Here is a 26,967-nt window from a genome sequence, read left to right on the forward strand (position 1 = left end):
TCGTTCGCCCGCGAGACGACTAGTGAGTATCCGGCGCGGGCAGCTTGCCCTTCCACGCTACCGGCGTGGTCGCGAAGTTCCCTGAGGCCGCTCCGGGCTGGGCGGCATTGCGCGAGACGAGCAGACCCTTCGCATCGACGACCGGCATCGACTCGAGCGTCGCGTTCGGCACCGTGTTCTTCAGCGGTTCGCTGGTGCGGGTCTCGAGTGAGCCGAGCACCGCGCCGCTGCTGAGCCGCAGGGTGGCCGGCTGCGAGTTCTGCACCATGCCGAGCGCAGTGGCGTTCTCGGCGAGGTTCTGCGGGGACGACAGCTTCTCGAGGTTCTGCTTGAGCACGCTCTGCACGCGGCCCAGATCGCGCTCCTCGACCTGCAGCGCGCGCACCTCGTAGGCCCCCTGGGAGACCAGGATGCTCAGTCCGAGCTGCGCCGCCATGATCGCGAGGATTACCCCGACCGCGGTGAGCGCGCCGGCCATGACGCGCGGCCTGCGCCGAGCGGCGGGACGAGGCGCCTCCGCGGGACGCAGGGGCCGGACCGGTGCCGGGCGCGCGGGTGCGGGCGCGGCGAAGCCGCTCAGCAGCTCGTCGCGGTCGAGAGGGACCGTCGAGTTCATCAGATCTCCCTGGCTCGTTCGGCAGCACGGAGGCGCACGGGGATGGCGCGCGGGTTGCGCTCGCGTTCTTCGGTGTCGGCGAGTTCGGCGCCGCGGGTCAGCAGGCGGAACTCGGGACGGTGCTCGGGCAGTTCGACCGGTAGGCCGGCCGGCGCCGTGGATCGGCTGCGACGCACGAGCTCGCGTTTCACCAGGCGGTCCTCGAGGGACTGGTACGACATGATCACGGCACGGCCGCCGACGGCGAGCAGGTCGAGCGCGGCGGGGATCGCCCGCTCGAGCACCGAGAGTTCGCCGTTCACCTCGATGCGCAGCGCCTGGAAGACGCGCTTCGCCGGGTGCCGCTGGTTGCGGACCGCCGCCGGAGTCGCTTCCTGCAGCACGTCGACGAGCTCCCCGCTGCGCATGATCGGGCCGTTCGCGCGGGCCGCGACGATCGCCCGGGCGTAGCGCGCGGCGAGCGGTTCCTCGCCGTAGCGCTCGAAGATCGCTCGCAGGCGCCCCTCCGACGCGGTCGCGAGGATCTCGAACGCGGTCACCCCGCGTTCCTGATCCATGCGCATGTCGAGCGGTGCGTCCTGCGCGTAGGCGAAGCCGCGATCGGCATCGTCGAGCTGCAGCGACGAGACGCCCAGATCGAACAGCACGCCGTCGATCCGGTCGAAGCCGGCGCCGCGCACCGCCTCCGCGATCTCGTCGTAGACCGCGTGGACCAGGATCGCGCGATCGCCGAAGCGCTCCAGCCGGCGCCCCGCGAGCGCGAGCGCCTCGGTGTCGCGGTCGAGCCCGATCAGCGTCAGCTCGGGGTGCGCCTCGAGCATCGCCTCGCTGTGGCCGCCCATGCCGAGCGTGGCGTCGACGACCACGGCGCCCGGGCGCTCGATGGCCGGCGCCAGCAGTTCGAGGCAGCGATCGAGCAGCACCGGGGTGTGCAGCGCGCCGGGATCCCGGGGATCTGCGGACGCGTCGCGTGCGGTGTCGTTCATGGCGGTGGCCTCACGTGTGGCTTCGGTGTGGTCGGACGGGTCGTGGTTCGCGCGGAAGTCTGCTGCGTTCATGGTGCTCGGGCCGGTCCGGGACCCCCGGTTCTCCGTCAGCCCACCTGTCGCCGGGGAAGTGCGACAGGGCGGTAGACGAAGAGCCGCGGGCACCGGGTCAGAACATGCCCGGGATCACCTCCTCCTCGATCTGCGAGAAGGCGGACTCCTGCTCAGCCAGGTATCGCTGCCAGGCCTCGGCGTCCCAGATCTCGGCGCGGCTGCCCGCACCGATCACGGCGAGGTCGCGGTCGAGACCGGCGTACTCGCGCAGCGCCTGCGGGATCGTCACGCGGTTCTGCTTGTCGGGCGTCTCCGCGTGCGCTCCCGAGAGGAAGACGCGCAGGTAGTCGCGGCCCTGCTTCGAGGTGATCGGCGCCTGACGGATCCGATCGTGCATGTCGGCGAACTCCTGCTCGCTGAACACGTAGAGGCAGTGCTCCTGACCACGGGTGATCACCAGACCGTCCGCGAGCTCCGTGCGGAACTTCGCGGGCAGGATGAGGCGGCCCTTGTCGTCCAGTTTCGGTGTGAAAGTACCGAGGAACATGGGGTCACCTCCTCCCTGCGGGGTCCGGGTGCTCCCACAGTACTCCACTTTCCTCCACTTCCCTCAGATTTATTCCCGAGTTCCCCAGGTTTCTGTGCGAAGTTCGGCGGGATCGGTGGGATCATCACGATCCTGAGCCAAGAAGGTCGCGCCCCCGCCCGCACGATTCCGGCCCCGACTCTGTCGATGCCGGGCGCGCTCCCGTCGCGAATGCGTCTCCCAGATCCGCGGAAACACGCGGATTCACCGTCGCTTCGGTTCCGCTTCAGGCTCGCCGCGAAGTCGGAGTGGAGCGAAGTGGAGCGAGTGGAGGGGTGCGGGGTGGAGCGCGGTGGAGCGGCGCACAGCGGGGGCACTCGCCCGTCGAAGGAGATCCGCGTTCAGAAGGACGATCTCGGCGCAACGCTCCTTCCGAACCCGGATGTCCTGCCGAACGCGAACCCGGCCCGGGCACAGCAAAAGACCGCGGTCACCCGACCGCGGTCTTCTCCATCTGCTTCGGCCTACGCCGTGGGCCGACGCTGCGCGTCGCGAGCTACCGCTCGCCCTCCATACGCTCGTCCCAACGGCGCTCGAGGCGCTCGTTCATGTTCGAACGGCGTCCGCCGGAGTGGGCGCGCCCGCCGGCCGCGACCGGCTCGTGCACCTCGCCCGGCTCGGCCGGGGTGCGTCGGGTCAGCGCGAGAACCGCGCCGCCCAGCATCACGACGAAGCCGACGAGGCCCAGCCACAGCTGCGATCCTGCGACGGCGCCGATGAGCACGCCGACCCCGACGAGCACGACGATGATGCCGAGCACCAACGACCGCAGGTCGACCCGACGACGCTCACCCGTGGAAGCCGACATCACGTCGGCTTCGCTCTGGTACAGCCGCCGCTCCATCTCGTCGAGCAGCCGCTGCTCATGCTCGGACAGTGCCACGTCCGCCTCCTCGATCGATCCGGAATTCTTCCCTCGATTCTACGCCGCACGCGGACGGCTAGGCTAGCTGCGTGCACGAAACCATCCGACTTGCAGGCCTCGTACAGGAGCGGATCGGCGATGTGCTCGCCGATCACCGTCAGCAGCTCGAGGCCCTCGGCCCCGACGCGATCCCGCTGCTCGACGAAGCCGCCGATTACCTGGCCGGCGGCAAGCGACTGCGCGCCCAGTTCTGCGTGCTCGGTGCCCGATCCGTCGGTCGTGTCGACTTCGACGACGCCGACGAATCCGAGACGGACGGTGTCGCCCCGGGCGCGGCGAGCCCTGTTCTCGGCCCCGATGCCGACCGGATCCTGGACGCCGCCTGTGCGTTGGAGCTGTTCCACGCCGCCGCGCTGATCCACGACGACGTCATCGACCGGTCCGATACGCGCCGCGGTCGCCCGTCGGCGCACCGCCACTTCGCGGGCCTGCACGAGGACGCCGATTACCGCGGCGACGCGGACCACTTCGGCCTCGCCGGCGCGATCCTGCTCGGCGATCTGCTGCAGTCCTGGTCGGACGAGCTGATGCAGCGCGCCTGTGACGCGACCGATGATCGCGCCGCGGCGCGGGCCGCGCGCGAGCACTTCAATCGCATGCGCAGCGAGGTCGCCGTCGGCCAGTACCTCGACGTGCTCGAGGAGCAGCGTCCCGCCGCCGCGCCCGAAGCCGAGCAGCTCGAGCGCTCCACGCGCGTGCTCGTCTACAAGTCGGCGAAGTACAGCGTCGAGGCTCCCCTGCTGATCGGCGCCGCGCTGTTCGGGGCCGATGAGGAGCAGGAGCAGTCGCTCGCCGAGTTCGGACTGCCCGTCGGGGTCGCCTTCCAGCTGCGCGACGACGTGCTCGGCGTGTTCGGCGACGCGGAGGTCACCGGCAAGCCTGCGGGCGACGATCTCGCCGAGGGCAAGCGCACCGTGCTCGTGACGCTCGCGCGCGAGGCCCTGCCGAACACTCAGCGCCGGGTGTTCGACGATATGTTCGGCGATCCCGAGCTGGACGACGAGCAGGTGGAGATGCTGCAGCGGACCATCCGCGACAGCGGCGCGCTCGACCGGGTCGAGGAGATGATCACGCGCAACCTGGACCGGGCGACGCAGTCGCTCGCCGCCGCGCCGATCAACGCCGATGCCAAGGCGCGTCTCGGGTCGCTCGCCGACCGTTCGGGTCGACGCGCCTTCTGAGCGGCCGGCTCCGGCTCTCCCGGCCCCGGCCCGTCAGCGTCCCGTCAGAACGCCAGCGACTGCGTGGCGCGGCGAACCGCGCTCTTGTGTCCGTTCTGCAGCTCCTCGATGGGGATCCCGCCGACCTCCGCGTTCTCGGTGAACAGCCACTCGATCGACTGCTCCTCCGAGTAGCCGGCGTCGCGCAGCACCAGCAGGGTGCCGCGCAGCGAGCTCAGCGGCTCGTCGCCCTGCAGGAACGCTGCGGGAACACGGAGCACACCGCCGATGCGCACGGCTGCGAGGTGCTGATCCTCGATGAGTCGCCGAACCTTGCTCGGAGCGAGTCCGAGTCGCTCGGTCAGCTCGGGGACGGTGAGGGTCTGGATACCAGTGAGGAAATTCTCGGCCACGCCTCAACTCTGCCACGAAGCCGCGAGCGGTTCCAGCCGGGCGATTCGGATCGGGTGATCCCCGCAGGGCGATGCCGCTCAGCGGCGGACGCGCCCGGAGCACCGGGCGGGAGAGCCGTCGCGGATCCCGATCCGCGGCGCGGTTCCGGGCAACGCCGGTGAGGATCCAGACTGGGGAACCCTCGGGTCCGTAGAATTTGCGGGTGACCTCTGCCCCCTCCGATCCGCTCGTGGGACGAACCCTCGACGAGCGCTACGTGATCCGCTCGCGCATCGCGCGCGGCGGTATGGCGATGGTCTATGTCGCGAACGACCTGCGGCTCGAGCGCCGCGTCGCCGTGAAGGTGATGCACGCGCACCTCGCCGACGACGAGAACTTCACCCGTCGCTTCGAGCAGGAGGCGCGCAGCGCGGCCCGACTCGCGCACCCCAACGTGGTCAACGTGTTCGACCAGGGCAACGATGCCGGGCATCCCTATCTGGTCATGGAGTATCTGCCGGGCATCACGCTCCGCGAGCTGCTCAAGCAGCAGCAGCGCCTGACCTCCGAGCAGACCCTCGAGATCGGCGAGGCGGTGCTCGCCGGGCTCGCCGCCGCGCACCGCGCCGGCATCGTCCATCGCGATCTCAAACCCGAGAACGTGCTGCTCGCCGACGACGGCCGGATCAAGATCGGCGATTTCGGGCTGGCGCGCGCCGTCAGCGCGAACACCACGACGGGCCAGGCCCTGCTCGGCACGATCGCGTACCTCTCCCCCGAACTCGTCACCCGCGGCGTCGCCGACGCCCGCAGCGATCTCTACGCGTTCGGGATCATGCTCTTCGAGATGCTCACCGGAACGCAGCCGTTCACGGGCGAGCAGCCGGTGCAGATCGCATACCAGCACGCCCACGGCGAGGTTCCCGTCCCGTCGACGATCTCGTCCGAGTCGAGCCCCGAGTTCGACGCGCTCGTGCGTTGGCTGACGCAGCGGGACCCCGCGAACCGCCCCGCCGACGCCTCGGAGGCGCTCGCCGAGCTGCAGCGGATCCGTTCGGGCTCCCCGCTCCACGCGACCCGGGTGCTCCCGAGCGACCTCGGGCTCGATGCGACCTCGGTGCTGCCTTCGACCACGGTGCTCGATCCCGTGGCCGAGGCCCCCACCGACGGCGCTCCGGAGCCCGCTCCCGAGATCCCCGAACCGGCGGATGCCGGTGCGGTCGGCCTCGCCGCCGCGACGGCCCGCCGCCGCAAGCGCCGCGGCGGAATCATCGCCCTCCTCGTGACGCTCGCCGTCGCCGCCTCGGCCGGTGCCGGCTGGTGGTTCGGGCAGGGCCCCGGTTCCCAGGTCACGGTCCCGGACGTCGCCGGGCTCCCCTTCGCCGAGGCGAAGGCCGAGCTCAGCGGTCTCACGCTCACCGCGACGCGCACCGAGTGCTCGAGCGTCGAGATCCCCAAGGGGAAAGCGGTCAGCACCAAGCCCGGAGCCGGTTCCCGGGTCGATCGCAAGACCGCGGTCGAGCTCTGCGAGTCCACCGGTCCGCGCATCCTGCCCGTGCCGACGCTCGTCGGTCTCCCTCAGGATCAGGCCGAGGCCGCGATCGCGAAGGCCGGGTTCACCTTCGGCAAGGTCACGGGTCGCCAGTTCAGCTCGGACGCGAAGAACGGCACGGTCATCGCGGCCCTCGGTTCCGACGGCAAGGGTCTCGGCGAGCAGTACCCCGAGCAGGCGAAGGTCGACCTCGTCGTCTCGGTCGGCACGGTCCCGGATGTGACCGGCAGCACCGTCGACGCCGCGACCTCGGCGCTCGCCGACAAGGAACTGACGGTCGATTCCGGTAAGAACGTCGAGGAGTTCAGCGACGACATCGCCAAGGGCAAGGTCATCGGCGTGATCTACTCGACCGACCCGGTGCGGCCCGGCGACTCCGTCGGCCTCACCGTCTCCAAGGGCCCCGAGCTGTTCGAGGTGCCCGATGTCTCGGGCCAGAAGATGCGCAAGGGCGTGCAGACGCTCAAGGACGCCGGCTTCGACCCGCAGACGGCGGTTCCCGAGCTGCTCTGGAACGCGGTCAAGGTCGAGAGCACCGAGCCCGCCGCCGGCGAGATGGTGCCGAAGGGCACCAAGATCACGCTCAACTTCGAGCTCTGACTGCTCGCCCCCGCGAAACGCGAACGGCCCGGATCCCCTGCGGGATCCGGGCCGTTCGCGTCACCGGCGCGGTGCGCCTCAGTGCGCGATCTGCTTGAGCTCCTCCGCCACGAGGAAGGCGAGCTCGAGCGACTGCATGTGGTTCAGTCGGGGATCGCAGAGCGACTCGTAGCGGGTCGCCAGCGTCTCCTCGTCGATGTTCTCGGATCCGCCGAGGCACTCGGTCACGTCGTCACCGGTGAGCTCGACGTGGATGCCGCCGGGGACCGTGCCGGCGGCGCGGTGCGCCTCGAAGAAGCCGCGGAGCTCGTCCATGACGTCATCGAAGCGGCGGGTCTTGTACCCGGTCGCCGTGGTGATCCCGTTGCCGTGCATCGGATCGGTGACCCACAGCGGCTGAGCGCCCGCGGCCTTGACGCCCTCGAGCAGCGGCGGGAGCGCCTCGCGGATCTTGCCCGCGCCCATGCGCGTGATGAACGTGAGGCGGCCGGGCTCGCGCTCGGGATCGAGCTTGTCGATGAGGCGCATGGCGTCGTCCACCGAAGCGGTCGGGCCGAGCTTGACCCCGATCGGGTTGCGCACGTGCGACAGGAACTCGACGTGCGCGCCGTCGAGCTCGCGGGTGCGCTCGCCGATCCAGAGCATGTGCCCCGAGGTGTCGTAGAGCTCGCCGGTGCGCGAGTCGATGCGGGTCAGAGGACGCTCGTAGTCGAGCAGCAGCGCCTCGTGGCTCACGTAGAACTCGGTCTGGGTCAGCGCGGCGCTCTCGACGCCGCACGCCTCCATGAACTTGAGCGCCCGGTCGATCTCGGCCGCCAGCGACTCGTAGCGGCGGTTGGCCGGGTTCGACACGAAGCCCTGGTTCCAGGCGTGCACCTGACGGAGGTCGGCGAAGCCGCCCTGCGTGAAGGCGCGGATCAGGTTCAGCGTCGAAGCCGAGACGTGGTAGCCCTGCACCAGCCGCGACGGGTCCGCCGCGCGCGACTCGGGGGTGAAGTCGTAGCCGTTCACGAGATCGCCGCGGAACGCCGGGAGCGTCACTCCATCGCGGGTCTCGGTGTCGCTCGAGCGGGGCTTGGCGAACTGGCCGGCCATACGGCCCAGCTTGATCACCGGCATTGACGCACCGTAGGTCAGCACGACCGCCATCTGCAGCAGCGTCTTGACGCGGTCGCGGATCTTGTCGGCGGTCGCGGCCTCGAAGGTCTCGGCGCAATCGCCGCCCTGCAGCAGGAAAGCCTCGCCGCGTGCGGCCGCAGCGAGCCGCTGCTTCAGCTGGTCCGCCTCGCCGGCGAAGACGAGCGGGGGCTGGGAGGCGAGATTCGCCGAAGCCGCCTCGACGGCTGCCGCGTCGGGCCAGGTCGGCTGCTGCTTCGCCTCGCGAGTGCGATACGTGTCGAGCTCCGCCAACACGTCCCGCTTCACTGCCGTCTCAGTCTGACCGCCCATTGGTCTCCGCCGTTTCTCGAAATCTGCGGGACGAACCCGCATGCCGCGGCCGTTCGCCGCAACTTTTCCAGGGTACTCGACGGGCGGGATCACGAGCGAACCCGGCGGAGGTGATCGAAACCGCTGCTGCGACCGATCAGGGGCGCTTGGCCGCCCGAACGCTCGATGCGTAGACGTCGACGTACTCCTGACCGCTGAGCTTCTGGATCTCGAGCATGATCTCGTCCGTCACACTGCGCAACACGAAACGATCCGCGCTCATTCCCGCGAAGCGGCTGAAGTCGAGCGGCTTGCCGATGACGGTGCCGATGCGGCGGATCCGCGGGAGCTTCGCCCCGATCGGCATGGCCTTCTCGGTGTCGACCATGATCGCCGGGACCACGACCGCGCCGGACTCGAGCACGAGGCGGGCGACGCCCGTGCGTCCGCGGTAGAGCCGCGCGTCCGGGCTGCGGGTGCCCTCGGGGTAGATGCCGAGCACGTCGCCGCGATCGAGCACGCCGAGCCCGGTGTTCAGCGACGCCTCGGAGGCCTTGCCGCCCGAGCGGTCGATCGGCAGCTGCCCGACGGACAGCATGAAGCTGCGCACGAACCAGCCCTTGAGGCCGGTCCCGGTGAAGTAGTCGCTCTTCGCGAGGAAGTAGACCCGCCGATCGACCATGATCGGCATGATGAACGAATCGATGACCGACAGATGGTTGCCGACGATGATGACCGGACCCGACGAGGGGATGTTCTCGGCGCCCTCGACCCAGGGTCGGTAGATCGTCTTCAGCAGCGGTCCGATGACCAGGTGCTTGAGAATCCAGTAGAACACGGCGGAGACGTCCCTTCGACTCGAAACAGGATACTGGAGCCGGGCGTCGCATGGTCGCATGCAATAGGGTGGCAGGCAGAAACCGGCGGCGAAGAAGCCGCCCAGAGACCTCGCCCTGGTGCCGAAGGAGCTGCCGTGAATCAGACCGAGACGCCGATCGTCATCCCGCACGTCCCCGAGGACAACGTGACCGACCTGCTCGAGCAGCGGGTGGCCGCCACGCCCGATCGACCGCTCTTCGCGGTCCCCGAGGAGTCGGGCTGGCGCGACATCACCGCCGCGCAGTTCCGCGACGAGGTGATCCGGGTCGCGAAGGGGTTCGTGGCCGGGGGCGTGCAGCCCGGCGACCGCATCGGCTTCATGTGCAAGACCAGCTACGAGTGGACGCTGGTCGACTTCGCCCTCTTCTATACGGGCGCGATCATGGTGCCGGTCTACGAGACCTCCTCCCCGCTGCAGATGCACTGGATCCTCGAGGACTCCGGCGCGCGCGGCATCATCACCGAGACGCGGGATCACGCGGAGCGGCTCGAGGAGGTCCGAGGCGACCTCTCCAACCTGGACCTGACCTGGCGCCTCGACGAGGGCGCGCTCGACGCGCTCCGTGCCGCGGGCGACGAGATCCCCGACGAGGAGATCGAGCGCCGCCGCTCGATCGCGGTCGGTTCCGACCCGGCGACCCTCATCTACACCTCGGGATCCACCGGGCGCCCCAAGGGCTGCGTGCTCACCCACGCCAACTTCGTCGACCTCTCGCGCAACGCCGGCGCCGCGCTCTCGCAGGTCGTGCAGGAGGAGGGCGCCTCGACGCTGCTCTTCATCACCCTCGCGCACGTCTTCGCCCGGTTCATCTCGACCCTCGCCGTGCACGCGGGCGTGCGCGTCGGCCACCAGGCCGACACCTCCCAGCTGCTGCCGGCGCTGAACACGTTCAAGCCCTCGTTCCTGCTCGCCGTGCCGCGCGTGTTCGAGAAGGTCTACAACTCGTCCGAGCAGAAGGCCGAGGGCGAGGGCAAGGGCAAGATCTTCCGCGCCGCCGCGCGCGTCGCGGTCGCCTACTCCGAAGCGCAGGAGACGGGTCGCGTCCCGCTGATGCTCGAGCTCCGGTTCCGCCTCTTCGACAAGCTCGTCTACTCGAAGCTGCGCGCAGCGCTCGGCGGCCGCGTGCGCTACGCCGTCTCGGGCTCCGCACCCCTCAGCCGATACCTCGGCCACTTCTACCACTCGCTCGGCATCAAGATCCTCGAGGGCTACGGCCTCACCGAGACGACGGCGCCCGCCACCGTCAACCTGCCCGAGAAGTTCAAGATCGGCACCGTCGGCCCGGCGCTGCCCGGCCACACGATCCGCATCGCCGAGGACGGCGAGATCGAGATCAAGGGCATCGACATCTTCAAGGAGTACTGGAACAACCCCGCGGCCACGGCCGCGGCGTTCACCGAGGACGGCTTCTTCAAGACGGGCGACCTCGGCTCCATCGACGACGACGGCTACCTGGCGATCACCGGTCGCAAGAAGGAGATCATCGTCACCGCTGGCGGCAAGAACGTCGCCCCCGCGGTGCTCGAGGATCCGATCCGTTCCAACCCCGTCGTCGGCCAGGTCGTCGTCGTGGGCGAGCAGAAGCCGTTCATCGCCGCGCTCGTCACGCTCGACGGCGAGATGCTCGGCACCTGGCTGAAGAACAACGGGGAGAACCCGAGCCTCAGCCTCGAAGAGGCTGCGGTGAACCCGAAGGTCCTCGCCGAGGTCCAGCGCGCCATCGACCACGGCAACGAGTTCGTCTCGCGCGCCGAGTCGATCCGCAAGTTCGTGATCCTGCCCGTCGAGTTCACCGAGGCGAACGGGCACCTGACGCCGAAGCTCAGCATCAAGCGCGACAACATTCTGCGCGACTACGCCTCCGAGATCGCGGCGCTCTACGGCGACAACCCGCAGACCGCGGCGATCTCGACCCCGCGCTGACCGCGAACGCTCCGCCCGGGCATCGCCCGCAACGCCGAGGGCCCCGATCCTGATGGATCGGGGCCCTCGGCGTTCACCGCGCGGCCGCAGCCGACGCGGGATCGATCAGAACCAGTCCGAGGTGCGGATCTGCCGCATCGCCTCGCCGCGGTTCTCACGATCCAGCCGGTTCAGGTAGAGCTTGCCGTCGAGGTGGTCGCACTCGTGCTGCAGCGCCTGCGCCAGGAGCCCCTCGCCCGAGATCACGACCTCCGCACCGTCGAGATCGATACCGCGGACGGTGGCCCGGGGGTAGCGCAGCACCGGGAACCAGAGCTCCGGCACCGACAGGCACCCCTCGCCGGTCGGGGTCGGCTCCCCCGCGAGCTCGACGATCTCGGGGTTGAGCACGTAGCTGATCTCGCCGTCGATGTGCAGACTGAACGCGCGCAGCGTGTGACCGATCTGCGTCGAGGCGAGCCCCGCGCGACCGTCGAACGCGACCGTGTCGCACAGGTCGGCGACCAGGGCGCGCACACCCTCGTCGATCTCGGTGATGGGCTCGCAGACGGTGCGCAGCACCGGGTCGCCGAACTTTCGAATCTCACGTACAGCCATGGGAATCGAGTCTACCGGCGCCGCGGAATCGCCCTGCGGGATCCCCGCGAACCGCACTGGGAGATGTTCCGTTCAGGCTTCTTCCCCTAAGCTTGATGCCGTGCATGTTCTGAGTGTGAGTTCCCTCAAGGGCGGCGTCGGCAAGACGACCGTCACCCTCGGCCTGGCCTCGGCGGCGTTCTCCCGCGGGCTCCGGACCCTCGTGGTCGACCTCGACCCGCAGTCCGACGTCTCCACCGGCATGGACGTCAACCCCGAGGGGCACGGCAACATCGCCGACGTGCTCGAGAACCCGAAAGAGAAGACGGTCCGCTCGGCGATCGCCGCGAGCGGCTGGAACCAGCACCACGAGGGCGCCATCGACCTGCTCATCGGCAGCCCCTCGGCCATCAACTTCGACGGCCCCCACCCGTCGGTCCGCGACATCTGGAAGCTCGAGGAGGCGCTCGCGAGCGTCGAGGCCGACTACGACCTCGTCCTCATCGACTGCGCGCCCTCACTGAACGCGCTCACGCGCACCGCGTGGGCCGCGAGCGACCGCGTGCTCGTCGTCACCGAGCCCGGCCTCTTCGCCGTCGCCGCCGCCGACCGTGCGCTCCGCGCCATCGAGGAGATCCGACGCGGCATCAGCCCGCGACTGCAGCCCCTCGGCATCGTGATCAACCGCACTCGCCCGCAGTCGATGGAGCACCAGTTCCGCACCCGCGAGCTGCGCGAGATGTTCGGCCCCCTCGTGCTCAGCCCGCAGCTCCCCGAGCGCACCTCCCTGCAGCAGGCCCAGGGCGCGGCGAAGCCCGTGCACATGTGGCCGGGCGAAGCCGCGCAAGAAATGGCCGGCTACTTCGACCAGATCCTCGACCGGGTGCTCCGCTCCGCCAAGCTCGAAGGCGCAGCGAGCGCTCCCCTGGCCCGCCAGGCGACGCAGGCCACGGCGGTCGTCGAGAACGAGGGCGACGACTCGGACGTCGTCTCGGATCCCGCGGCGAACTGACGCCCCTGCGCGGTCGCCCGATTGGGCCCGCGCGACGATCCATCCGCGATCGGCGCTTCGCGCTGATCGCTCCCGCCAAACCCGCCGGTCGCACGGCTCCCAATCGGGCAACCGTGCAGGAGCGACTCGACTATCGAGTTCCGAGCACGACGCCGACGAGCGGCGGCGCTGAGGACGCTGGGAGCGCTTAGGAGATCTTGCGGGCCCGGCGGCGCACCGCGAGCTCATCGACGGCCGACTCGGCCTCGGCGCGGTGCTCGTCCATGTCGACCAGAGTGACCTCGACCTCGCGGAGCACCTTGCCGACGGCGATGCCGAACACGCCCTGCCCACGGCTGACGAGGTCGATCACCTCGTCGTTGGAAGTGCAGAGATAGACGCTCGCGCCATCGCTCATGAGAGTGGTCTGCGCCAGGTCGTGCACGCCGGCCTCGTGCAGCTGCTCGACCGCGGTGCGGATCTGCTGCAGCGAGATGCCCGTGTCGAGCAGGCGCTTGACGAGCTTGAGCACGAGGATGTCGCGGAAGCCGTAGAGACGCTGCGACCCGGAGCCCTTGGCACCGCGGACGGTGGGCTCGACGAGCCCCGTACGGGCCCAGTAGTCGAGCTGACGGTAGGTGATGCCGGCCGCGCGAGCGGCGATCGCACCCTTGTACCCGCCATCGGCGTCGGGCTTCGGAAGTCCGTCGGCGAACAGCATATTGAGTTCCGCGGAGTCGCCCGGCGCCTGGCTGAGTTGCTCCATATGCTGGTCCCCTGTCGTCTGCTCCGGCCTATCCGGACCTTTCAAAGGTATCGAGCACTCGACCCCGGTGCAACGACCTTCGGGGGGCGAGTCGCGCGCGTCGTCGACGGATCCGCGGAAACACGCGGAGCGCCCGTCGAACGGGCCCGAAGAAGTCGACTCAGCGGCCGGTGAGGCGGCGCTTCAGCACGCCGCTCCGCACGGTTTCGAGCTCGGCAGCGATGGCCAGCGCGTCCTCCGTGGAGTGCGGGGTTCCGCCGCGCACGCCCCGGCTCGAGACCGCGTGCTCGATGAGCTCGGCCTCGCGCTCCGCCGCGACGCGCACGGCGCGCAGATGACGGGGCGTGATCCCCTGCTCCGCGAGGCGCAAGAGCGCGGTGACCTCAGCGACCGCGTCGTGCGGGAACACCTCGGCGGCGGGCAGCAGGCCGGCGGCGATCGCTTCGCCGAGGAACCGGGAGCTCGCGCCCGTGAGCTGCTGCAGCTCCTCGCGGCCGAGCAGCCGTCGCGGCATGAGGATGCTCGAGGCGCTCCGCGGGGCGGCACCGGGGATGACCGGGTCGCGGCCCTGATCGACCTCGTCGAGCACCTCGGCGATGACCTTCAGCGGCAGGTAGTGGTCGCGCTGCAGGGTCAGGATCAGGCGCAGCCGCTCGACGTGGGCCTGCGAGAACTTGCGGTACCCCGAGCGCGTGCGCTCCGGGGTCACGAGCCCCTGCTCCTCCAGGAAGCGCAGCTTCGAGGGAGTGAGGTCCCCGAACTCGCCCTGCAGGTGCGACAGCACCTGCCCGATGCTCAACCGTGCGCCGGCACCGGCCGGATTCGATGCGGCGGGAACCGCTGCGGCCGACGCCGCCATGTCAGGCGAGGTCCGCGAGATCGAAGCGCGAGGCGAAGAAGGTGAACTTGAACTTGCCCACCTGCACCTCGGAGCCGTCCTCGAGGGCGACTTCGCCGTCGATGCGCTGGCCGTCCCAGAAGGTACCGTTGAGCGACCCGAGGTCGCGCGCGAAGAAGCGGGTGCCCTCGCGCCGGAACTCGGCGTGCTTGCGGGAGACCGTGACGTCGTCGAGGAAGATGTCGACCTCGGGGTGACGACCGGCGACGGTGACCTTCTGGTCGAGCAGGAATCGGGCGCCCAGGTCGGGACCGCGGCGCACCACCAGCAGCGCTGCACCTGAGGGGAGCGCCTGCACGGCCTCCTGCTCGTCGACCGTGAGGTCGGTCGCGCGCGAACGGATCATCGCGTTGAGATCCTCGCGGAACTGCTGCGTGGAGCGGGCCTCGGTGTCATCCGGGCGATGCTGGAGATTCTCGGCGTTCATGTCGTCTCTCACCTCCGGTACCGCGACGTGCGGTGCGTGCTTCTGGGGTCGTCCTTCTACGCTATCGCAGCGCTCGGCCCGGCGCATCCCGTGACGGGGTGCCGCACGCAGATGCTCAGCGGACCCATAGCTCAGCGCACCTCGTTGGCCTCGAGGAACTCGTAGACTTCGTGCGCGTCGACCCCGGGGAAGGTGCCGGTCGGCAGCGCCGCCAGCAGGCTCGTCGGCGTCGCGGCCTCCGGCCATGCCGCGCTCTCCCATTTGCGGGTCAGGCCGTCGCTCGCCCGCCGGCAGCAGCGCTCATCGGGGCAGTCGGAGGTGCTGCGGTGCGAGGTCTCGCGACCGCGGAACCACTTCACCGCGTCGAAGGGCACGCCCACGCTGACCGAGTACTCCCCCTCTTTCGCCTTCTCGACGCGCGAGGTGCACCAGTAGGTGCCGCCCGCCGCCATGTCGGTGTACTGATACCAGGGGTTGAAGCGGTCGGGCTGCGCGAACACGGTGCGCGCGGTCCAGTTGCGGCAGACGGTCGCCCCCTCGAGATTGCCCAGAGCGTCCGAGGGGAAGCGCACCCCGTCGTTCTCGTAGGCCTTGATCAGCGTGCCGGACTCATGCGCCTTCATGAAGTGCACCTCGAGGTCCAGCCGCTCGGTCGCGAGGTTCGTGAAGCGGTGCGCCGCCATCTCGTACGAGACCGCGAACGCGTCGCGCAGATCCTCCATCGAGATCTGCCGCTCGCGCTTCGCCGCGCTCAGCAGCTCCACCGTCGCGTCCTCCGGCAGCAGCACCGCACCCGCGAGGTAGTTGGCCTCGACGCGCTGGCGGAGGAAGTCGCCGTAGTTGCGCGGCTCCTCGTGCCGGCAGACGAGGCTGGCGAGCGCCCGCAGGATCGGAGCCCGGGCGTCCCGCGAGGGCAGGTTCGCGCCGAGGTAGATCCGGCCGTTGCGACGGTCGATCACCGAACGGGTGGAGTGCGGCAGATCGGTCACGTAGTGCAGGCTGAAGCCGAGCTTCTCGGCGACCTGCGCGATGGTGCGCTGCGACACGGGGCCGCCGCTGTAGCCGACCGCCCCGAGCAGCCGCTGGGCCTCGGCCTCGAGCTCCGCGAAGTAGTTGCCGCGGACTCGCATCTCGGCGCGCAGCTCGGTGTTCGCCCGGCGGGCCTCTTCGGGCGTCGCCGCGCGTTCGCGGTGCAGCCGTTCGACCTCCTGGTGGAGCCCGAGGATCGCCTTCAGCGTGTCGTCGGACGTCGCCTTCGACACGCGGATCGCCGGAATACCGAGCGAACGGAACACCGATCCGCGCTGCGCCCGCTCGACCGAGATCTCGAGCGCCGCCCGCTCGCTGGGCGCCTCGTCGGCGAGCAGCTCGTCGACGGTGCAGTCGAGCGCTGCGGCGAGCGCGCGCAGGATCGGCAGCCGGGGCTCGCGCTTGCCGTTCTCGATGGCCGAGAGCTGGGAGGGCGCCCGGTCGATCGCGGTCGCGAGCTGCTCGAGGGTGAGACCGAGCTGCGCGCGCCGCTCGCGGATGCGGCGGCCGAGGGTGAGCGCGTCGGCGGTGTCGTCCTCGGCGGGTTCGACGGCCGGGGTGCGCGGGGCTGCGGTGAGCGTCATATGCCCATGGTGCCAGATCCCGAAAATTCCGCCAAGCAGAAATTCCCCGGAACTTCACCTGCGGAATCGCCGGTCCGGGCCCGTCACCGCCGTTCAAGATGGAATCACCGCCGAACATCCGGGATCCTCCGATCCCGCGCATCGCTCGGCACCGGTTCTCCACTTCGATCATCGGCTCCCTCGGAAGGAACAGATCATGACCACCACGCAGGCGGCCCCGCAGCAGCAGACCGCCACCCCCGCGACCATCGGCCCGCGCATCGAGGTCTTCGGCCCCGCCATCCCCCGCTCCGCGGAGATCCTCACTCCCGAGGCGCTCGAGTTCCTGACCGAGCTGCACCGGCGCTTCGCCGGTATCCGCCACGAGCGTCTCGCAGACCGGCAGCGCCGCCGGTACGAGATCGGCAACGGCCGCGACCCGAAGTTCCGCGCCGACACCCGGCACATCCGCGAGGACGCGGAGTGGCGGGTCGCCGGCCCCGGCCCGGGCCTCGAGGATCGCCGCGTGGAGATCACCGGCCCCACCGACCCGAAGATGACCGTCAACGCGCTCAACTCGGGCGCCAAGGTGTGGCTCGCCGATCAGGAGGACGCGACGAGTCCCACCTGGCACAACGTCATCGGCGGCCAGCTGTCGCTGTTCGACGCGATCCGTGATCAGCTGCAGTACACGAGCCCCGAGGGCAAGGAGTACCGCGTCACCGCCGAGCAGACCCCCACGATCGTGATGCGCCCCCGCGGCTGGCACCTCGTCGAGAAGCACATCCGCTACGTCGACGCGCACGGCCAGTCCGGTGCGGCCTCGGGCAGCCTGGTCGACTTCGGCCTCTACGCGTTCCACAACGCGCGCGAGCTCGTCGCCCGCGGACGCGGGCCCTACTTCTACATCGCGAAGCTCGAATCGAGCGAAGAGGCGAAGCTCTGGGACGACATCTTCACCTACACGGAGCAGGCCCTCGGCCTCGAGCACGGCACGATCCGCGCCACGGTGCTGATCGAGACCCTGCCCGCCGCGTTCGAGATGGAGGAGATCCTCTACGTGATGCGGGACCACATCGCCGGCCTGAACGCCGGTCGCTGGGACTACATCTTCTCGATCATCAAGAACTACCGCGGCCGCGGCGCCCGCTTCGTGCTCCCCGACCGCAGCGAGGTCACCATGACGGTGCCGTTCATGCGGGCCTACACCGAGCTGCTGGTCAAGACCGCGCACAAGCGCGGAGCGCACGCCATCGGCGGCATGAGCGCGTTCATCCCGAACCGTCGCGACCCCGAGATCACCCGTCGTGCCGAGGAGAAGGTCCGCGCCGACAAGAACCGGGAGGCCAACGACGGCTTCGACGGCACCTGGGTGGCGCACCCCGACCTGATCCCGGTCGCTCGCGCCGAGTTCGACGCCGTGCTGGGCGACCGCCCCAACCAGGTCGATCGCCAGCGCGACGACGTCGAGGTCACCGCGGCTCAGCTGCTCGATGTGCACATCGGCCGCGACGTCACCGAGGCCGGCGTGCGCGAGAACATCTCGATCGGCATCCGCTACATCGAGGCGTGGTTGCGCGGCATCGGCGCCGCGGCGATCGACAACCTGATGGAGGACGCCGCGACCGCCGAGATCAGCCGCTCGCAGATCTGGCAGTGGATCCACCAGGATCAGTCGACCGCCGAGGGCACCCGCATCACCCGCGAGTGGGTGCAGGAGCTCGTGCGCGAGACCGTCGCCGGCTTCGACCGTTTCCCGGGCGACCGCTACGACGACGCGACGGAGCTGTTCGAGGACGTGTCGCTCGGCGACAACTTCCCGACGTTCCTCACGGTGCCCGCCTACAGCCGGTACCTGGTCGACCTCTAGGCCGACGCACGACGAAGGGCCCGGTCCTCCTCGAGGAGGACCGGGCCCTTCGCGCTACCGCCGCCGGATCGGATCAGGCGACGCTCCCGGCTCAGGAACGAGCGTTCAGGCGACGGGTCGCGACGACGGTCGCGCCACCGGCGATGAGCAGCAGCGCCAGCGCGCCGGCGGCCGGAACGAAGCCGGACGCCGAACCCGTGACCGCGAGCTCAGCGGGTGCCTGGGTCTTCACCTGCGCGGCTGCCGCCTTCGACACGACCGCACCGTTCGGGCCGGTGCCCGATGCCGTCGCAGTGTTGGTGATCGCCTTGCCCGTGAGATCCGCAGCCACGACGGTGTAGTCGGCGGTGCAGGTCACCTTCGCCTGGGGCGCGAGAGACTCGGCCGCTGCCGGGCAGACGATGTCTCCGAGCTCGCCCTTGCCCGAGAAGTCGCCCTCGGCCACCGCGACGTCGGTGACGGTCACGTTCCCGGTGTTCGTCACGAGGAACGAGTAGACGATCTTCTGGCCGGCGCGGGTCGCGACGTCCGTGTCGGCGGACTTCACCAGGGTGAGCTCCGGCTTCGGGGCGACGGTCGGCAGCTGGGCCGAGGCGTCGGCGTCGACGCGGGTGCCGGCGGGGCTGACGCCGGACGCCTTGGCCTCGTTCTTCAGCGCGGTGCCGTCGAGATCATCGAGCCCGGCGGTGTAGACGGCCGTGCAGACGATCTGCTCGTCAACGGCGAGGTCGGTGACGCCGCCGCAGTCGATGGCGCCCATCGTGCCCGTGCCGCCGATCGGACCGGGATCGGTCACCGCCACATCGTGCAGGTCGACGTCGCCGTCGTTGCGCACGGTGAAGGTGTAGGTGGCCTCGCGCTGGTCGGCGGTCAGCGTCTCGGGAGCGACGGTCTTGGTCAGCGACAGCGAGGGGACGAGCGCGCGGACCGCGGCGCTCGGCGTGCCGCCGAGACCGTCCATGCCGGTGATCACGTTCGTGAAGTCGCCGCCCTTGTCGAGGACGACGTCGACCGAGATCGTGCAGCTCTCGGCGCCGCTCGCGAGCGAACCGTTCTCGACCGAGAGCGCGGAGGAACCGGCGGCCGCGGTGACGTCGCCGGCGGCGCAGGTCGAGGCGATGTTCGGCGTCGACGCCACCTTCATGCCCGCGGGCATCGCATCCGAGAAGCCCCAGCCGGTCTTCTCGGAGAGCTCGCTCGTGTTCACCACGGTCAGCTGCATCGTGACCGGCTGCCCGACCTCGACCGCGTCCTTCGAGAAGGACTTGTGCAGCGTCGGGGTCGCGTCCATCAGCACGAGGTTGTCGTAGGCGAAGTCGTTGCCGCCGCCGCCGGTCTGCAGGTTGCGCACGACGTACTCGCCGGCGCCCGTCTCAGGCGCCTTGAAACCGGCGCTCCGGAAGGAGCCGTACTTGATCTCGTGCCCGTTCACGGTGGTGGTCTGGCCGGTGCTGCAGGCCACGGCGGGCGCGCCGTCGATCATGACCTCGCCGCTCGGCAGCACGAGCCCGAACGAGATCGTCGAGTCGGCCGCCGCGAAGCAGTTCACCTCGGCGATGTCGATGCCCGCCACGTAGAAGTGGCCCTTGGTGAGCTGGATCCCACTGCCCGAGGACTTGGCGAGCAGCGTCTGGCCCGCGGGTCCGTCGGCGTCAGTGTAGGCCGCGACGAGGTGGTTCGACGCGTTTCCTGCGCCGAGCACTCCCGCGAGGTCCATGAGCCGGTCCCGGTGTTCGGGGACGGCGCACGGAGCTCCCGCTCCGCTCCAGTCGCCGCCGCCCTGGAGCACCAGGCCGTTGCACGCGGCCGCGCTGAGCCAGAACGGATCAGCGGTGTAGGAGGCTCCCTGGCTTCCCGTGTAGGACGGGAGGGCGATGACGTCCGTCCCCGTCCCGTTCTCGAAGCCCTCCTGGAAGAGCACGGTCGGATCTGCGGGCGCCGGAGCGGGAGCCGCGACCGCGGCCGAGGGCGCGATCACCCCCATTCCCAGCAGTACGGCGGTGCCGCCCACCAGTGCGGCGAGCCGCCGAGCGGGCCTGGATTTCGTTGAAGCCACGGTTTTCCCTTCCTGAACCGGTCGAATCAGCGGTGCCGCGAAGACACAGCTTCTTCTCAGGGTGACAGTCGGGAGGGTCGGTCTCGGCGGACTCCCGGGAAATGACCCCCAAGCGGGGGTCCTGGCAATACGGATTCGGACGGATGCCGGTCAGCGGTGCTGCTCAGGAGTGATCGGACTGCTCGACCGCGGGGGCGAGCTCGTCGACCGACAGGCGCTCGGTGTCGATGTGTCCCGCGCGATACGCCGCGCGGCCGATCATGTGCGCGGCGACCGGAGCCGTCAGGGTCTGCATGATGAAGGTCGGCACCAGCGCGAACAGGGTCAGGAGCGAGCGGTCCGAGAGCGCGACCGCGGCGATGATGAGCAGGAGACCGAGGATCTGCGGCTTGGTCGCCGCGTGCAGTCGCGAGAGCGGATCGGAGAAGCGCAGCAGGCCGACGCCCGCGGCGACGGCGAGCACGGCCGCACCCAGCACGCAGACCGCAGCGGCGATATCGCAGGCCGTGTCGACCCATTCGGGCAGGTTCATCGGGCCTCCTCCGTCGCGTGCGCAGCGTCTTCGGGTCCGGGTTCGCCCGGCTGGGTGATCGGGCCGACGGACTCGGGGCCGTCGGTGCGGTGCACGTGCCGCGCGACCGTGATCGTGCCGAACACGGCGGTCGCCGCGATCGCCGTCATGAGCGTGATCGAATCGGTGTGCTGCCGGATCACCATGTCGCCGCCGAGCCCGAGCACGACGGTGGTCAGGAAGACGTCCGAGGCGATCATGCGGTCGAGCACGGTCGGCCCGATGATCGCGCGGATGAGCGCGGCGATGAGCGTGATCGTCAGCGCGGTGCCGCCGCCGATCACCAGGATCCACTGGAGGGTCGTCATGGGAGCTTGGCCACCTCCTCGCGGCTGCCGATGGTCCGGATCAGAAGTTCTTCGACGTGGTGCGCGTCCCAGCGGACGCGCTCGATGGCCTCGTGGGTCGGCGCGTTCAGCACGTGCAGGTAGAGGGTCGATCCGAAGCGATCCACTTCCGCCACGAGGGATCCGGGGATCAGCGACAGCGTGAGGCTCGTCATCGTCAGGATGAAGTCGGATCGGGTGCGCAGCCGCACCTCGATGACCGCGGGCACGGGCCTGGGCCCGGGCCCGAGGGCCTGCCAGGCGACCTGCAGCGACGCGAGCGCGAGGTGGGTGAAGAAGTACCAGAGGTACCGGATCGCCCACCACACGTTGAACCGCCCGGCGAGCTCCACCGGGGGCAGGTAGTAGAGGCGGGTCGCGAGCAGCGCGATGAGGATCCCGCTGCCGAACGACATCCAGCTGATCTCGCCCCAGAGCATCATCCAGAGCAGCACGAGCCCGAGCAGCAGCGGGAGCTCGTAGAGGCGGAAGCGCCGTTCGACGCGGCGACCGGGTGCGGGGCTCATGAGGGATCCTCCGTTCCGCGGGCCGGTGCCGGCTCGGGTGCCTGAGCCGGCTCCGACGAAGCGGCGCCGTGGTCGCCCTTCGAGTCGTCGCCGGTGATCTCCCGATCGACCCGGTGCTCGTCGTACCAGGAGGTCTGCTTCTCGGCGTCCTCCAGGACCACCCCGGCGCGCTCGGAGTACGCGACGAGCGGTCCCGCGAACACGGTCAGCAGCACGCTGATCGCGACCATGCCTGCGGTCGATCCGACCATCAGCTTCGGCATGCCGCGCGACTCGCGCTGGGGCGCGGCCTCGGGGGCGTCCTGCAGCCGTGCGAGCACACCCGTCGGCGTCGCGTCCTCGCCTCGGGGACGCCAGAACGCCAGGCTCCAGGCGCGCGCGAGCGCGTACAGCGTGAGCAGCGATACGAGTGCGCCGATGCCGATCAGCCACCAGGCGCCGGGCGTGCCGAGCTCCGCCGCAGCGGTGAACAGGCCGAGCTTGCCGATGAACCCGGAGAACGGCGGGATGCCGCCGAGGTTGAGCATCGGGATGAAGAACAGCACCGCGACGAGCGGCGCCGTCCTGAGCATGCCGCCGAGGCGCGCGAGCGAGGTGGTGCCACCGTGCCGTTCGATGAGGCCCACCACGAGGAACAGCGTCGTCTGCACGATGATGTGGTGGACGATGTAGTAGGTGGTCGCCGCGTAGCCCAGCGGTGTGTTCAGCGCGATGCCGAACAGCAGGTATCCGATGTGGCTCACCAGCGTGAACGAGAGCAGGCGCTTGATGTCGAGCTGCGCGATGGCGCCGAGGATGCCGACGACGAGCGTGAGGCCGGCCAGCCAGAGCAGCAGGTCGTTGACGCTCGAGTGGGGGAAGATGAGGGTCTGCGTGCGCGCGATCGCGTAGATGCCCACCTTCGTGAGCAGACCGGCGAACACCGCCGTGACCGGGGCCGGGGCGGTCGGGTATGAATCGGGCAGCCAGAACGAGAGCGGGAAGATCGCGGCCTTGATGCCGAAGGCGACCAGCAGCGCGACGTTCAGGAACAGCTGCATGCCCGCGCTCAGATCGCCGATGCGTTCGGAGAGCTGCGCCATGTTGACGGTGCCGGTGGCCCCGTAGACCAGCGCGATGGAGACCAGGAAGAGCACCGACGACACGAGCGACACCACGATGTAGGTGACGCCCGCGCGGATGCGCGGACCGGTTCCGCCGAGGGTGAGCAGCACGTAGCTCGCCACGAGCAGGATCTCGAACCCGACGTAGAGGTTGAAGAGGTCGCCCGCGATGAACGCTTCCGAGACGCCGGCGGCGAGCACCAGGTAGGTCGGGAAGAAGATCGAGACCGGGGTCTCCTCGTCGCCGTCCGCGAGGCCCTGACCGATCGAGAAGGTGAGGACCGCGAACAGCACGATCGCGCTGACGAGCAGGAGCAGCGCTGCGAAGCGGTCGACCACGAGCGCGATGCCGAAGGGCGCGGCCCAGCCGCCGACCTCCATGACGAGCGTGCCGTGGACGTCGCTCGCCCAGACGAGGGTGGCGGCGATGAGCACCATCAGGCCGAGGGTGCCGAGCGTGATGCCGCGCTGCGCACGGGCCTTGTGCGGCACGGCGAGCGCGAACGCGGCGCCCGCGAGCGGCACGAGGACGATGAGCGGGATGAGGGCTGACGGGTTCATCGGCGGCCCCCGTCCTGCTGCGGCCCGTCGTGCGGCACGGGTGCCGAGGCGGAGCCGTCGCCGTCGTCGTCGTCGAAGTCGGAGCTCTCGGTGAGCTCGGCGTCGGTGAACTCCTCGAGCGGGAGGCCGGCGGTCTGCGCGAGCTCCAGGTCGTGCGCGTCGTCGGAGACCACATCGACCTCTTCGCGGTCGAGGCGCCAGGAGCGGTAGATCAGGGCGAGCAGGAACGCGCTCACTCCGAAGGTGATCACGATGGAGGTGAGGATGAACGCCTGTGGCAGCGGGTCGCTCATCTCATCCGGGGCGCTCTCCCCCGCGATCGGCGCGTGCCCGAAGGTGCCCGACATCAGGAAGATCATCAGGTTGGCGCCGTTGCCGACGAGCAGGAACCCGAGCAGGATCCGGGTGAGGCCCCGATCGAGCATGAGGGTGAAGCCGCAGGCGAACAGCACCACCATGGCGATGACGAGGATCAGCGGGACGGTCACAGCGATCCTCCCCGCTCGACGCGGCCCGCGTGCGGTCCGGTCTGCTCCTCGTCGTGGTCGTCGGTGTTCGCGATCTCCTCGATCTCCTCGCCTTCCTCGTAGACGTCGACCTGCGATCCCAGGCTGCGCAGCACGTCGAGCACCAGACCGAAGACCACCATGTAGACGCCGATGTCGAACAGCGTCGAGGTGACGAAGGAGAGGTGCCCGAACGGGCCGAGGTCGAGGTCGAACCAGCTCGAGCTGAGCGCGGCCTCGCCGAAGAGCAGCGGCACGGCGGCGGTCGCGACCGAGATCGCGAGGCCGGTGCCGAGGATCCTGCCCGCGTCGAAGGGCACCGTCGCCCCCAGCTCGTGGCGTCCGCCCGCCAGGTACCGGGCGACCAGCGCGATGCCGGCCACGAGGCCGCCGGCGAACCCGCCGCCGGGCGCGTTGTGGCCCGCGAGCAGCAGGTAGATCGACAGGATGATGAGGGCGTGGAACACCAGACGGACCACGACCTCCAGGATGATGGAGCGGTTCGCGGGGTCGAGGCGCCGGCCGGCCAGGATCCAGGTGCCGCGCTCGGTGCGGTCCTGCGGATCGGCGACGCGCTGCAGGTGCTCGCGCACCCGGCTCCGCGCGTCGCGACGGCTGAGGCGCGGCAGGGAGCCGCTGCGGTTGCGCAGGAACACGAGCGAGGCGACGCCGGTCGCCGCCGAGAGCACGACGGAGAGCTCGCCGAGCGTGTCCCAGCCGCGGATGTCGACGAGCATCACGTTGACCACGTTGATGCCGTGCCCGCCCTCGACCGCGAGCCTGGGCAGCTCGAGCGAGATCGGATCGGCGACGCGGGCACCGAGTGCGAACAGCACCGCGGCTCCGAACAGGGTGCCGAGCGCCGTGCCGAGCACGACCCGGCCGATGCGGATCTTGCGGGTGCTCCGGCGCTGCATGCGCTGCGGCAGGCGTCGGATCACGAGCACGAAGGCGATGAGCGTGACGGTCTCGACGAGGACCTGCGTGAGCGCCAGGTCCGGGGCGCCGTGGAACGCATACAGGGCGGCCATGCCGTAACCCGTGAAGCCCACGAGGATGAGCGCCTGGAAGCGCTTCGTCGCGCGCAGAGTCGCGATGGCCGCGGCGATCATGAGCACGGCGAGCACGGGCTGCACCGCGTTGGTCGCGAGCGTGGTGTCGACCGGCTTTTGCCCGCTCGTGAGCAGGGTCCCCGTCATCGCGACGACGGTGACGCAGAGGATCACGGCCAAGTAGTACGGCAGGGAACCGCGCTGGGTGAACCCGGTGACGCGGAGCGCGAGCTCGTCGACGGCACGGGTGATCGAGAAGTAGGCGTGGGACGCGGTGAAGCGTTCGGGCCAGACCGGCAGGCGGTCGACGAGCCTGCGCGTGACGAAGAAGAGCAGTACACCGAGCGCGATGATGAACACCGAGATGAGCAGCGCGAGCGTCAGCCCGTGCCAGAGCGCGAGGTGCGCGGGGTCGAGGGACTCGACCCCCTCCGGGCCGGCCTGCTTCGCGAGCTCCTGGATGAATGGATCGAGCGCGGTCGCGCCGATACCGGCCGCGATGGCCGTGACGACGAACACGATCGGCGCGAACAGGATGCTGGGGTGCTGTCGATGCACGATGGAGCAGCCGATGACGCCGGGCTTGCGCGAGAACGCTCCCCACAGGAACCGCAGCACGTAGCCGGTCGTGCAGATGCTGCCGAGGATCATGACGATGAGCGCGAACCAGCCGAGCACGGGGCTCGAGGTGTCGCCCTCGGGCAGCATGACGAGGAGTTCGGTCAGTGCGGCTTCCTTGCCGACGAAGCCGAGCATGGGCGGAAGGCCCACCATCGAGGCGCCCGCGAGCGCGGCGGTGGCGGCCAGCACGGGTGCTTGGCGTCCGAGCCCGCTGATCTTGCGGAGGTCTCGCGTACCGACGCGGTGATCGATGATGCCGACCGCGAGGAACAGCGGAGCCTTGCCCAGTGCGTGCGCGAACAGGAGCACGGTCGCGGCGGCGTCGGTGCGCGGATCCGCGAGCCCGTAGAGCATGGTGAGCATGCCCAGCTGGCTGACCGTGCCGAACGCGAGGACCAGCTTGAGGTCGTACTGCCGGAGCGCGCGCAGCGCGCCGTGCAGCATGGTCGCCCCGCCGAGCAGGACGAGCGTGGTGCGGTAGCCGGGCATGTCGCCGAACGATGGGCCGAAGCGCGCCAGGATCAGGATTCCGGCCTTCACCATCGCCGCAGCATGCAGGTAGGCGCTGACGGGCGTGGGCGCGGCCATCGCGCCCGGCAACCAGAACTGGAACGGAATGATCGCGGACTTGCTGAGCGCGCCGAGCAGAACGAGATAGACGGCCGCGACCGCGGCTCCGCCCGTCGGCGGGTGCTGGAGGATGCCGTGGAGGCTGGTGGTGCCGGAGAGCGCGACGAGCGCGACGAGGCCGGCGAGCATCGCGAGGCCGCCCAGAGTGGTGACGATGAGCGCCTGCAGCGCCGCGGAGCGGCTGGTCCAGCGTTTGGACGCGTGTCCGATGAGCAGGAAGGACAGCACCGTGGTCGCTTCCCAGAAGATGAACATGAGGTACACGTTGTCGGCGACGACCAGGCCGAGCATCGCGCCCGCGAATGCGACGAAGGTGGCGCCGAATCTCGCGAGTCCATCTTCGGAGTCGCTGAAGTACCAGCGGCAGTAGATCAGGATGAGGCCGCCGGCACCGGTGACGAGCAGCGCGAAGAGTTCGGCGAGCAGGTCGACGCGGAACGACCAGTCGAGGCCGAAGAGCGGCACCCAGCTGACGTACTCGGTGAGCGCGGCCCCGTCGAGGATGCTGGGCAGCTGCGCGGCGTACAGCGCGCAGGCCGCGAGCGGTGCGAGCGCGAGCACGTAGAAGAATCGGGGGCCGAATCGGCGAAGGCCGGGATGAGCGATCAGCGCGGCGAGTGCCACGAGTCCGAGACTCACGCTCGTTACCGGCATAGGCATCCTCCCCCTGTTTCGGCTCAGCCCAGTCTATCGGGCGCGGAGGGGGTCGGACGCTGTCGGCGAACATCCGGGCGGTTCACGCCGAAGGCCGCGGTGGCGCTTCCGGGTACAACAAAAACGGGGCCAGTCCG

At 69.9% G+C, this 26,967-nt stretch carries 24 protein-coding genes; 5 read left to right on the forward strand and 19 right to left on the reverse strand.

Going from position 1 to position 26,967, the window contains the following annotated elements; all coding sequences use genetic code 11:
- Positions 1 to 19: 19 nt before the first annotated feature.
- From XM48_RS08445 to XM48_RS08460, 4 genes are all read right to left on the reverse strand, one after another.
- Positions 20 to 616, reverse strand: coding sequence for a hypothetical protein (locus XM48_RS08445; RefSeq protein WP_046455367.1), 597 nt, complete (start codon positions 614 to 616; stop codon positions 20 to 22).
- Positions 616 to 1,602 (reverse strand): 16S rRNA (cytosine(1402)-N(4))-methyltransferase RsmH, encoded by a 987-nt coding sequence (gene rsmH / locus XM48_RS08450; RefSeq protein ID WP_046455393.1) that lies wholly within the window; start codon positions 1,600 to 1,602, stop codon positions 616 to 618. Before rsmH ends, XM48_RS08445 begins: the two co-directional genes overlap by 1 nt.
- Before the next feature lie 169 nt (positions 1,603 to 1,771).
- Positions 1,772 to 2,203, reverse strand: coding sequence for a division/cell wall cluster transcriptional repressor MraZ (gene mraZ / locus XM48_RS08455; RefSeq protein ID WP_046455368.1), 432 nt, complete (start codon positions 2,201 to 2,203; stop codon positions 1,772 to 1,774).
- Positions 2,204 to 2,738: 535 nt separating this feature from the next.
- Positions 2,739 to 3,125 (reverse strand): DUF3040 domain-containing protein, encoded by a 387-nt coding sequence (locus tag XM48_RS08460; RefSeq protein ID WP_046455369.1) that lies wholly within the window; start codon positions 3,123 to 3,125, stop codon positions 2,739 to 2,741.
- 71 nt (positions 3,126 to 3,196) lie between these two features.
- Here XM48_RS08460 and XM48_RS08465 point away from each other — a divergent pair, with 71 nt between their 5' ends.
- Positions 3,197 to 4,348: a polyprenyl synthetase family protein gene (locus XM48_RS08465; RefSeq protein ID WP_046455370.1), complete on the forward strand. Its 1,152-nt coding sequence runs from the start codon at positions 3,197 to 3,199 to the stop codon at positions 4,346 to 4,348.
- Between the two features lie 44 nt (positions 4,349 to 4,392).
- Here the strand turns inward: XM48_RS08465 and XM48_RS08470 are convergent, their stop codons facing one another.
- Positions 4,393 to 4,740 (reverse strand): Rv2175c family DNA-binding protein, encoded by a 348-nt coding sequence (locus XM48_RS08470; protein WP_046455371.1) that lies wholly within the window; start codon positions 4,738 to 4,740, stop codon positions 4,393 to 4,395.
- Between the two features lie 203 nt (positions 4,741 to 4,943).
- On the opposite strand from XM48_RS08470, the gene pknB reads away from it, so the two are divergent.
- Positions 4,944 to 6,872 (forward strand): Stk1 family PASTA domain-containing Ser/Thr kinase, encoded by a 1,929-nt coding sequence (gene pknB / locus XM48_RS08475; RefSeq protein ID WP_046455372.1) that lies wholly within the window; start codon positions 4,944 to 4,946, stop codon positions 6,870 to 6,872.
- Positions 6,873 to 6,950: 78 nt separating this feature from the next.
- On the opposite strand, the gene XM48_RS08480 is transcribed toward pknB, so the two are convergent.
- Both XM48_RS08480 and XM48_RS08485 read right to left on the reverse strand, forming a co-directional pair.
- A complete protein-coding gene (locus tag XM48_RS08480) occupies positions 6,951 to 8,321 on the reverse strand; it encodes a class II 3-deoxy-7-phosphoheptulonate synthase (protein WP_046455373.1) in 1,371 nt (456 codons plus the stop codon).
- Positions 8,322 to 8,457: 136 nt separating this feature from the next.
- Entirely contained in the window at positions 8,458 to 9,138 is a 681-nt protein-coding gene (locus XM48_RS08485; RefSeq protein WP_046455374.1) for a 1-acyl-sn-glycerol-3-phosphate acyltransferase, read from the reverse strand.
- 135 nt (positions 9,139 to 9,273) lie between these two features.
- On the opposite strand from XM48_RS08485, the gene XM48_RS08490 reads away from it, so the two are divergent.
- Complete coding sequence (locus XM48_RS08490) at positions 9,274 to 11,103, forward strand: long-chain fatty acid--CoA ligase (RefSeq protein WP_046455375.1); 1,830 nt, start codon at positions 9,274 to 9,276, stop codon at positions 11,101 to 11,103.
- A gap of 105 nt (positions 11,104 to 11,208) precedes the next feature.
- Here XM48_RS08490 and def read toward each other — a convergent pair whose 3' ends face one another.
- On the reverse strand, positions 11,209 to 11,700 hold the full coding sequence (gene def / locus XM48_RS08495; protein WP_046455394.1) for a peptide deformylase: 492 nt from the start codon (positions 11,698 to 11,700) through the stop codon (positions 11,209 to 11,211).
- Positions 11,701 to 11,800: 100 nt separating this feature from the next.
- Here def and XM48_RS08500 point away from each other — a divergent pair, with 100 nt between their 5' ends.
- The gene (locus XM48_RS08500) at positions 11,801 to 12,691 is read left to right on the forward strand and encodes a ParA family protein (RefSeq protein WP_046455376.1); all 891 of its coding nucleotides are present in this window, start codon (positions 11,801 to 11,803) and stop codon (positions 12,689 to 12,691) included.
- Between the two features lie 187 nt (positions 12,692 to 12,878).
- Here the strand turns inward: XM48_RS08500 and XM48_RS08505 are convergent, their stop codons facing one another.
- The 4 genes from XM48_RS08505 to XM48_RS08520 all read right to left on the reverse strand — a co-directional run bounded on the left by XM48_RS08505 (position 12,879) and on the right by XM48_RS08520 (position 16,374).
- Complete coding sequence (locus XM48_RS08505; RefSeq protein WP_046455377.1) at positions 12,879 to 13,436, reverse strand: MerR family transcriptional regulator; 558 nt, start codon at positions 13,434 to 13,436, stop codon at positions 12,879 to 12,881.
- A 160-nt stretch (positions 13,437 to 13,596) separates the two neighbouring features.
- Positions 13,597 to 14,295, reverse strand: a complete 699-nt coding sequence (locus tag XM48_RS08510) for a MerR family transcriptional regulator (protein ID WP_046455378.1) — start codon at positions 14,293 to 14,295, stop codon at positions 13,597 to 13,599.
- Between the two features lies 1 nt (position 14,296).
- Positions 14,297 to 14,761, reverse strand: a complete 465-nt coding sequence (locus XM48_RS08515; RefSeq protein ID WP_046455379.1) for an FHA domain-containing protein — start codon at positions 14,759 to 14,761, stop codon at positions 14,297 to 14,299.
- 131 nt (positions 14,762 to 14,892) lie between these two features.
- Positions 14,893 to 16,374, reverse strand: coding sequence for a helix-turn-helix transcriptional regulator (locus XM48_RS08520; RefSeq protein ID WP_046455380.1), 1,482 nt, complete (start codon positions 16,372 to 16,374; stop codon positions 14,893 to 14,895).
- 196 nt (positions 16,375 to 16,570) lie between these two features.
- Here XM48_RS08520 and aceB point away from each other — a divergent pair, with 196 nt between their 5' ends.
- Positions 16,571 to 18,223: a malate synthase A gene (gene aceB / locus XM48_RS08525; RefSeq protein WP_156174982.1), complete on the forward strand. Its 1,653-nt coding sequence runs from the start codon at positions 16,571 to 16,573 to the stop codon at positions 18,221 to 18,223.
- 91 nt (positions 18,224 to 18,314) lie between these two features.
- Here the strand turns inward: aceB and XM48_RS08530 are convergent, their stop codons facing one another.
- From XM48_RS08530 to XM48_RS08560, 7 genes are all read right to left on the reverse strand, one after another.
- The gene (locus XM48_RS08530) at positions 18,315 to 20,279 is read right to left on the reverse strand and encodes a DUF11 domain-containing protein (protein WP_156174983.1); all 1,965 of its coding nucleotides are present in this window, start codon (positions 20,277 to 20,279) and stop codon (positions 18,315 to 18,317) included.
- 163 nt (positions 20,280 to 20,442) lie between these two features.
- Positions 20,443 to 20,811: a monovalent cation/H(+) antiporter subunit G gene (mnhG, locus tag XM48_RS08535; protein ID WP_046455382.1), complete on the reverse strand. Its 369-nt coding sequence runs from the start codon at positions 20,809 to 20,811 to the stop codon at positions 20,443 to 20,445.
- Positions 20,808 to 21,158: a hypothetical protein gene (locus XM48_RS08540; RefSeq protein ID WP_046455383.1), complete on the reverse strand. Its 351-nt coding sequence runs from the start codon at positions 21,156 to 21,158 to the stop codon at positions 20,808 to 20,810. The genes mnhG and XM48_RS08540 overlap by 4 nt, the downstream gene beginning before the upstream one ends.
- Positions 21,155 to 21,703 carry a Na+/H+ antiporter subunit E gene (locus tag XM48_RS08545; RefSeq protein ID WP_046455384.1) on the reverse strand — a complete coding sequence of 183 codons (549 nt, stop codon included), beginning with the start codon at positions 21,701 to 21,703 and terminating at the stop codon, positions 21,155 to 21,157. Before XM48_RS08545 ends, XM48_RS08540 begins: the two co-directional genes overlap by 4 nt.
- Positions 21,700 to 23,367, reverse strand: a complete 1,668-nt coding sequence (locus XM48_RS08550) for a Na+/H+ antiporter subunit D (protein WP_084821069.1) — start codon at positions 23,365 to 23,367, stop codon at positions 21,700 to 21,702. The genes XM48_RS08545 and XM48_RS08550 overlap by 4 nt, the downstream gene beginning before the upstream one ends.
- Positions 23,364 to 23,855 carry a Na(+)/H(+) antiporter subunit C gene (locus XM48_RS08555; RefSeq protein ID WP_046455385.1) on the reverse strand — a complete coding sequence of 164 codons (492 nt, stop codon included), beginning with the start codon at positions 23,853 to 23,855 and terminating at the stop codon, positions 23,364 to 23,366. Before XM48_RS08555 ends, XM48_RS08550 begins: the two co-directional genes overlap by 4 nt.
- The gene (locus XM48_RS08560) at positions 23,852 to 26,830 is read right to left on the reverse strand and encodes a Na+/H+ antiporter subunit A (RefSeq protein ID WP_084821070.1); all 2,979 of its coding nucleotides are present in this window, start codon (positions 26,828 to 26,830) and stop codon (positions 23,852 to 23,854) included. The genes XM48_RS08555 and XM48_RS08560 overlap by 4 nt, the downstream gene beginning before the upstream one ends.
- Positions 26,831 to 26,967 lie beyond the last annotated feature (137 nt).

The organism is Leucobacter sp. Ag1 (assembly GCF_000980875.1).
Classification (GTDB): domain Bacteria; phylum Actinomycetota; class Actinomycetes; order Actinomycetales; family Microbacteriaceae; genus Leucobacter; species Leucobacter iarius.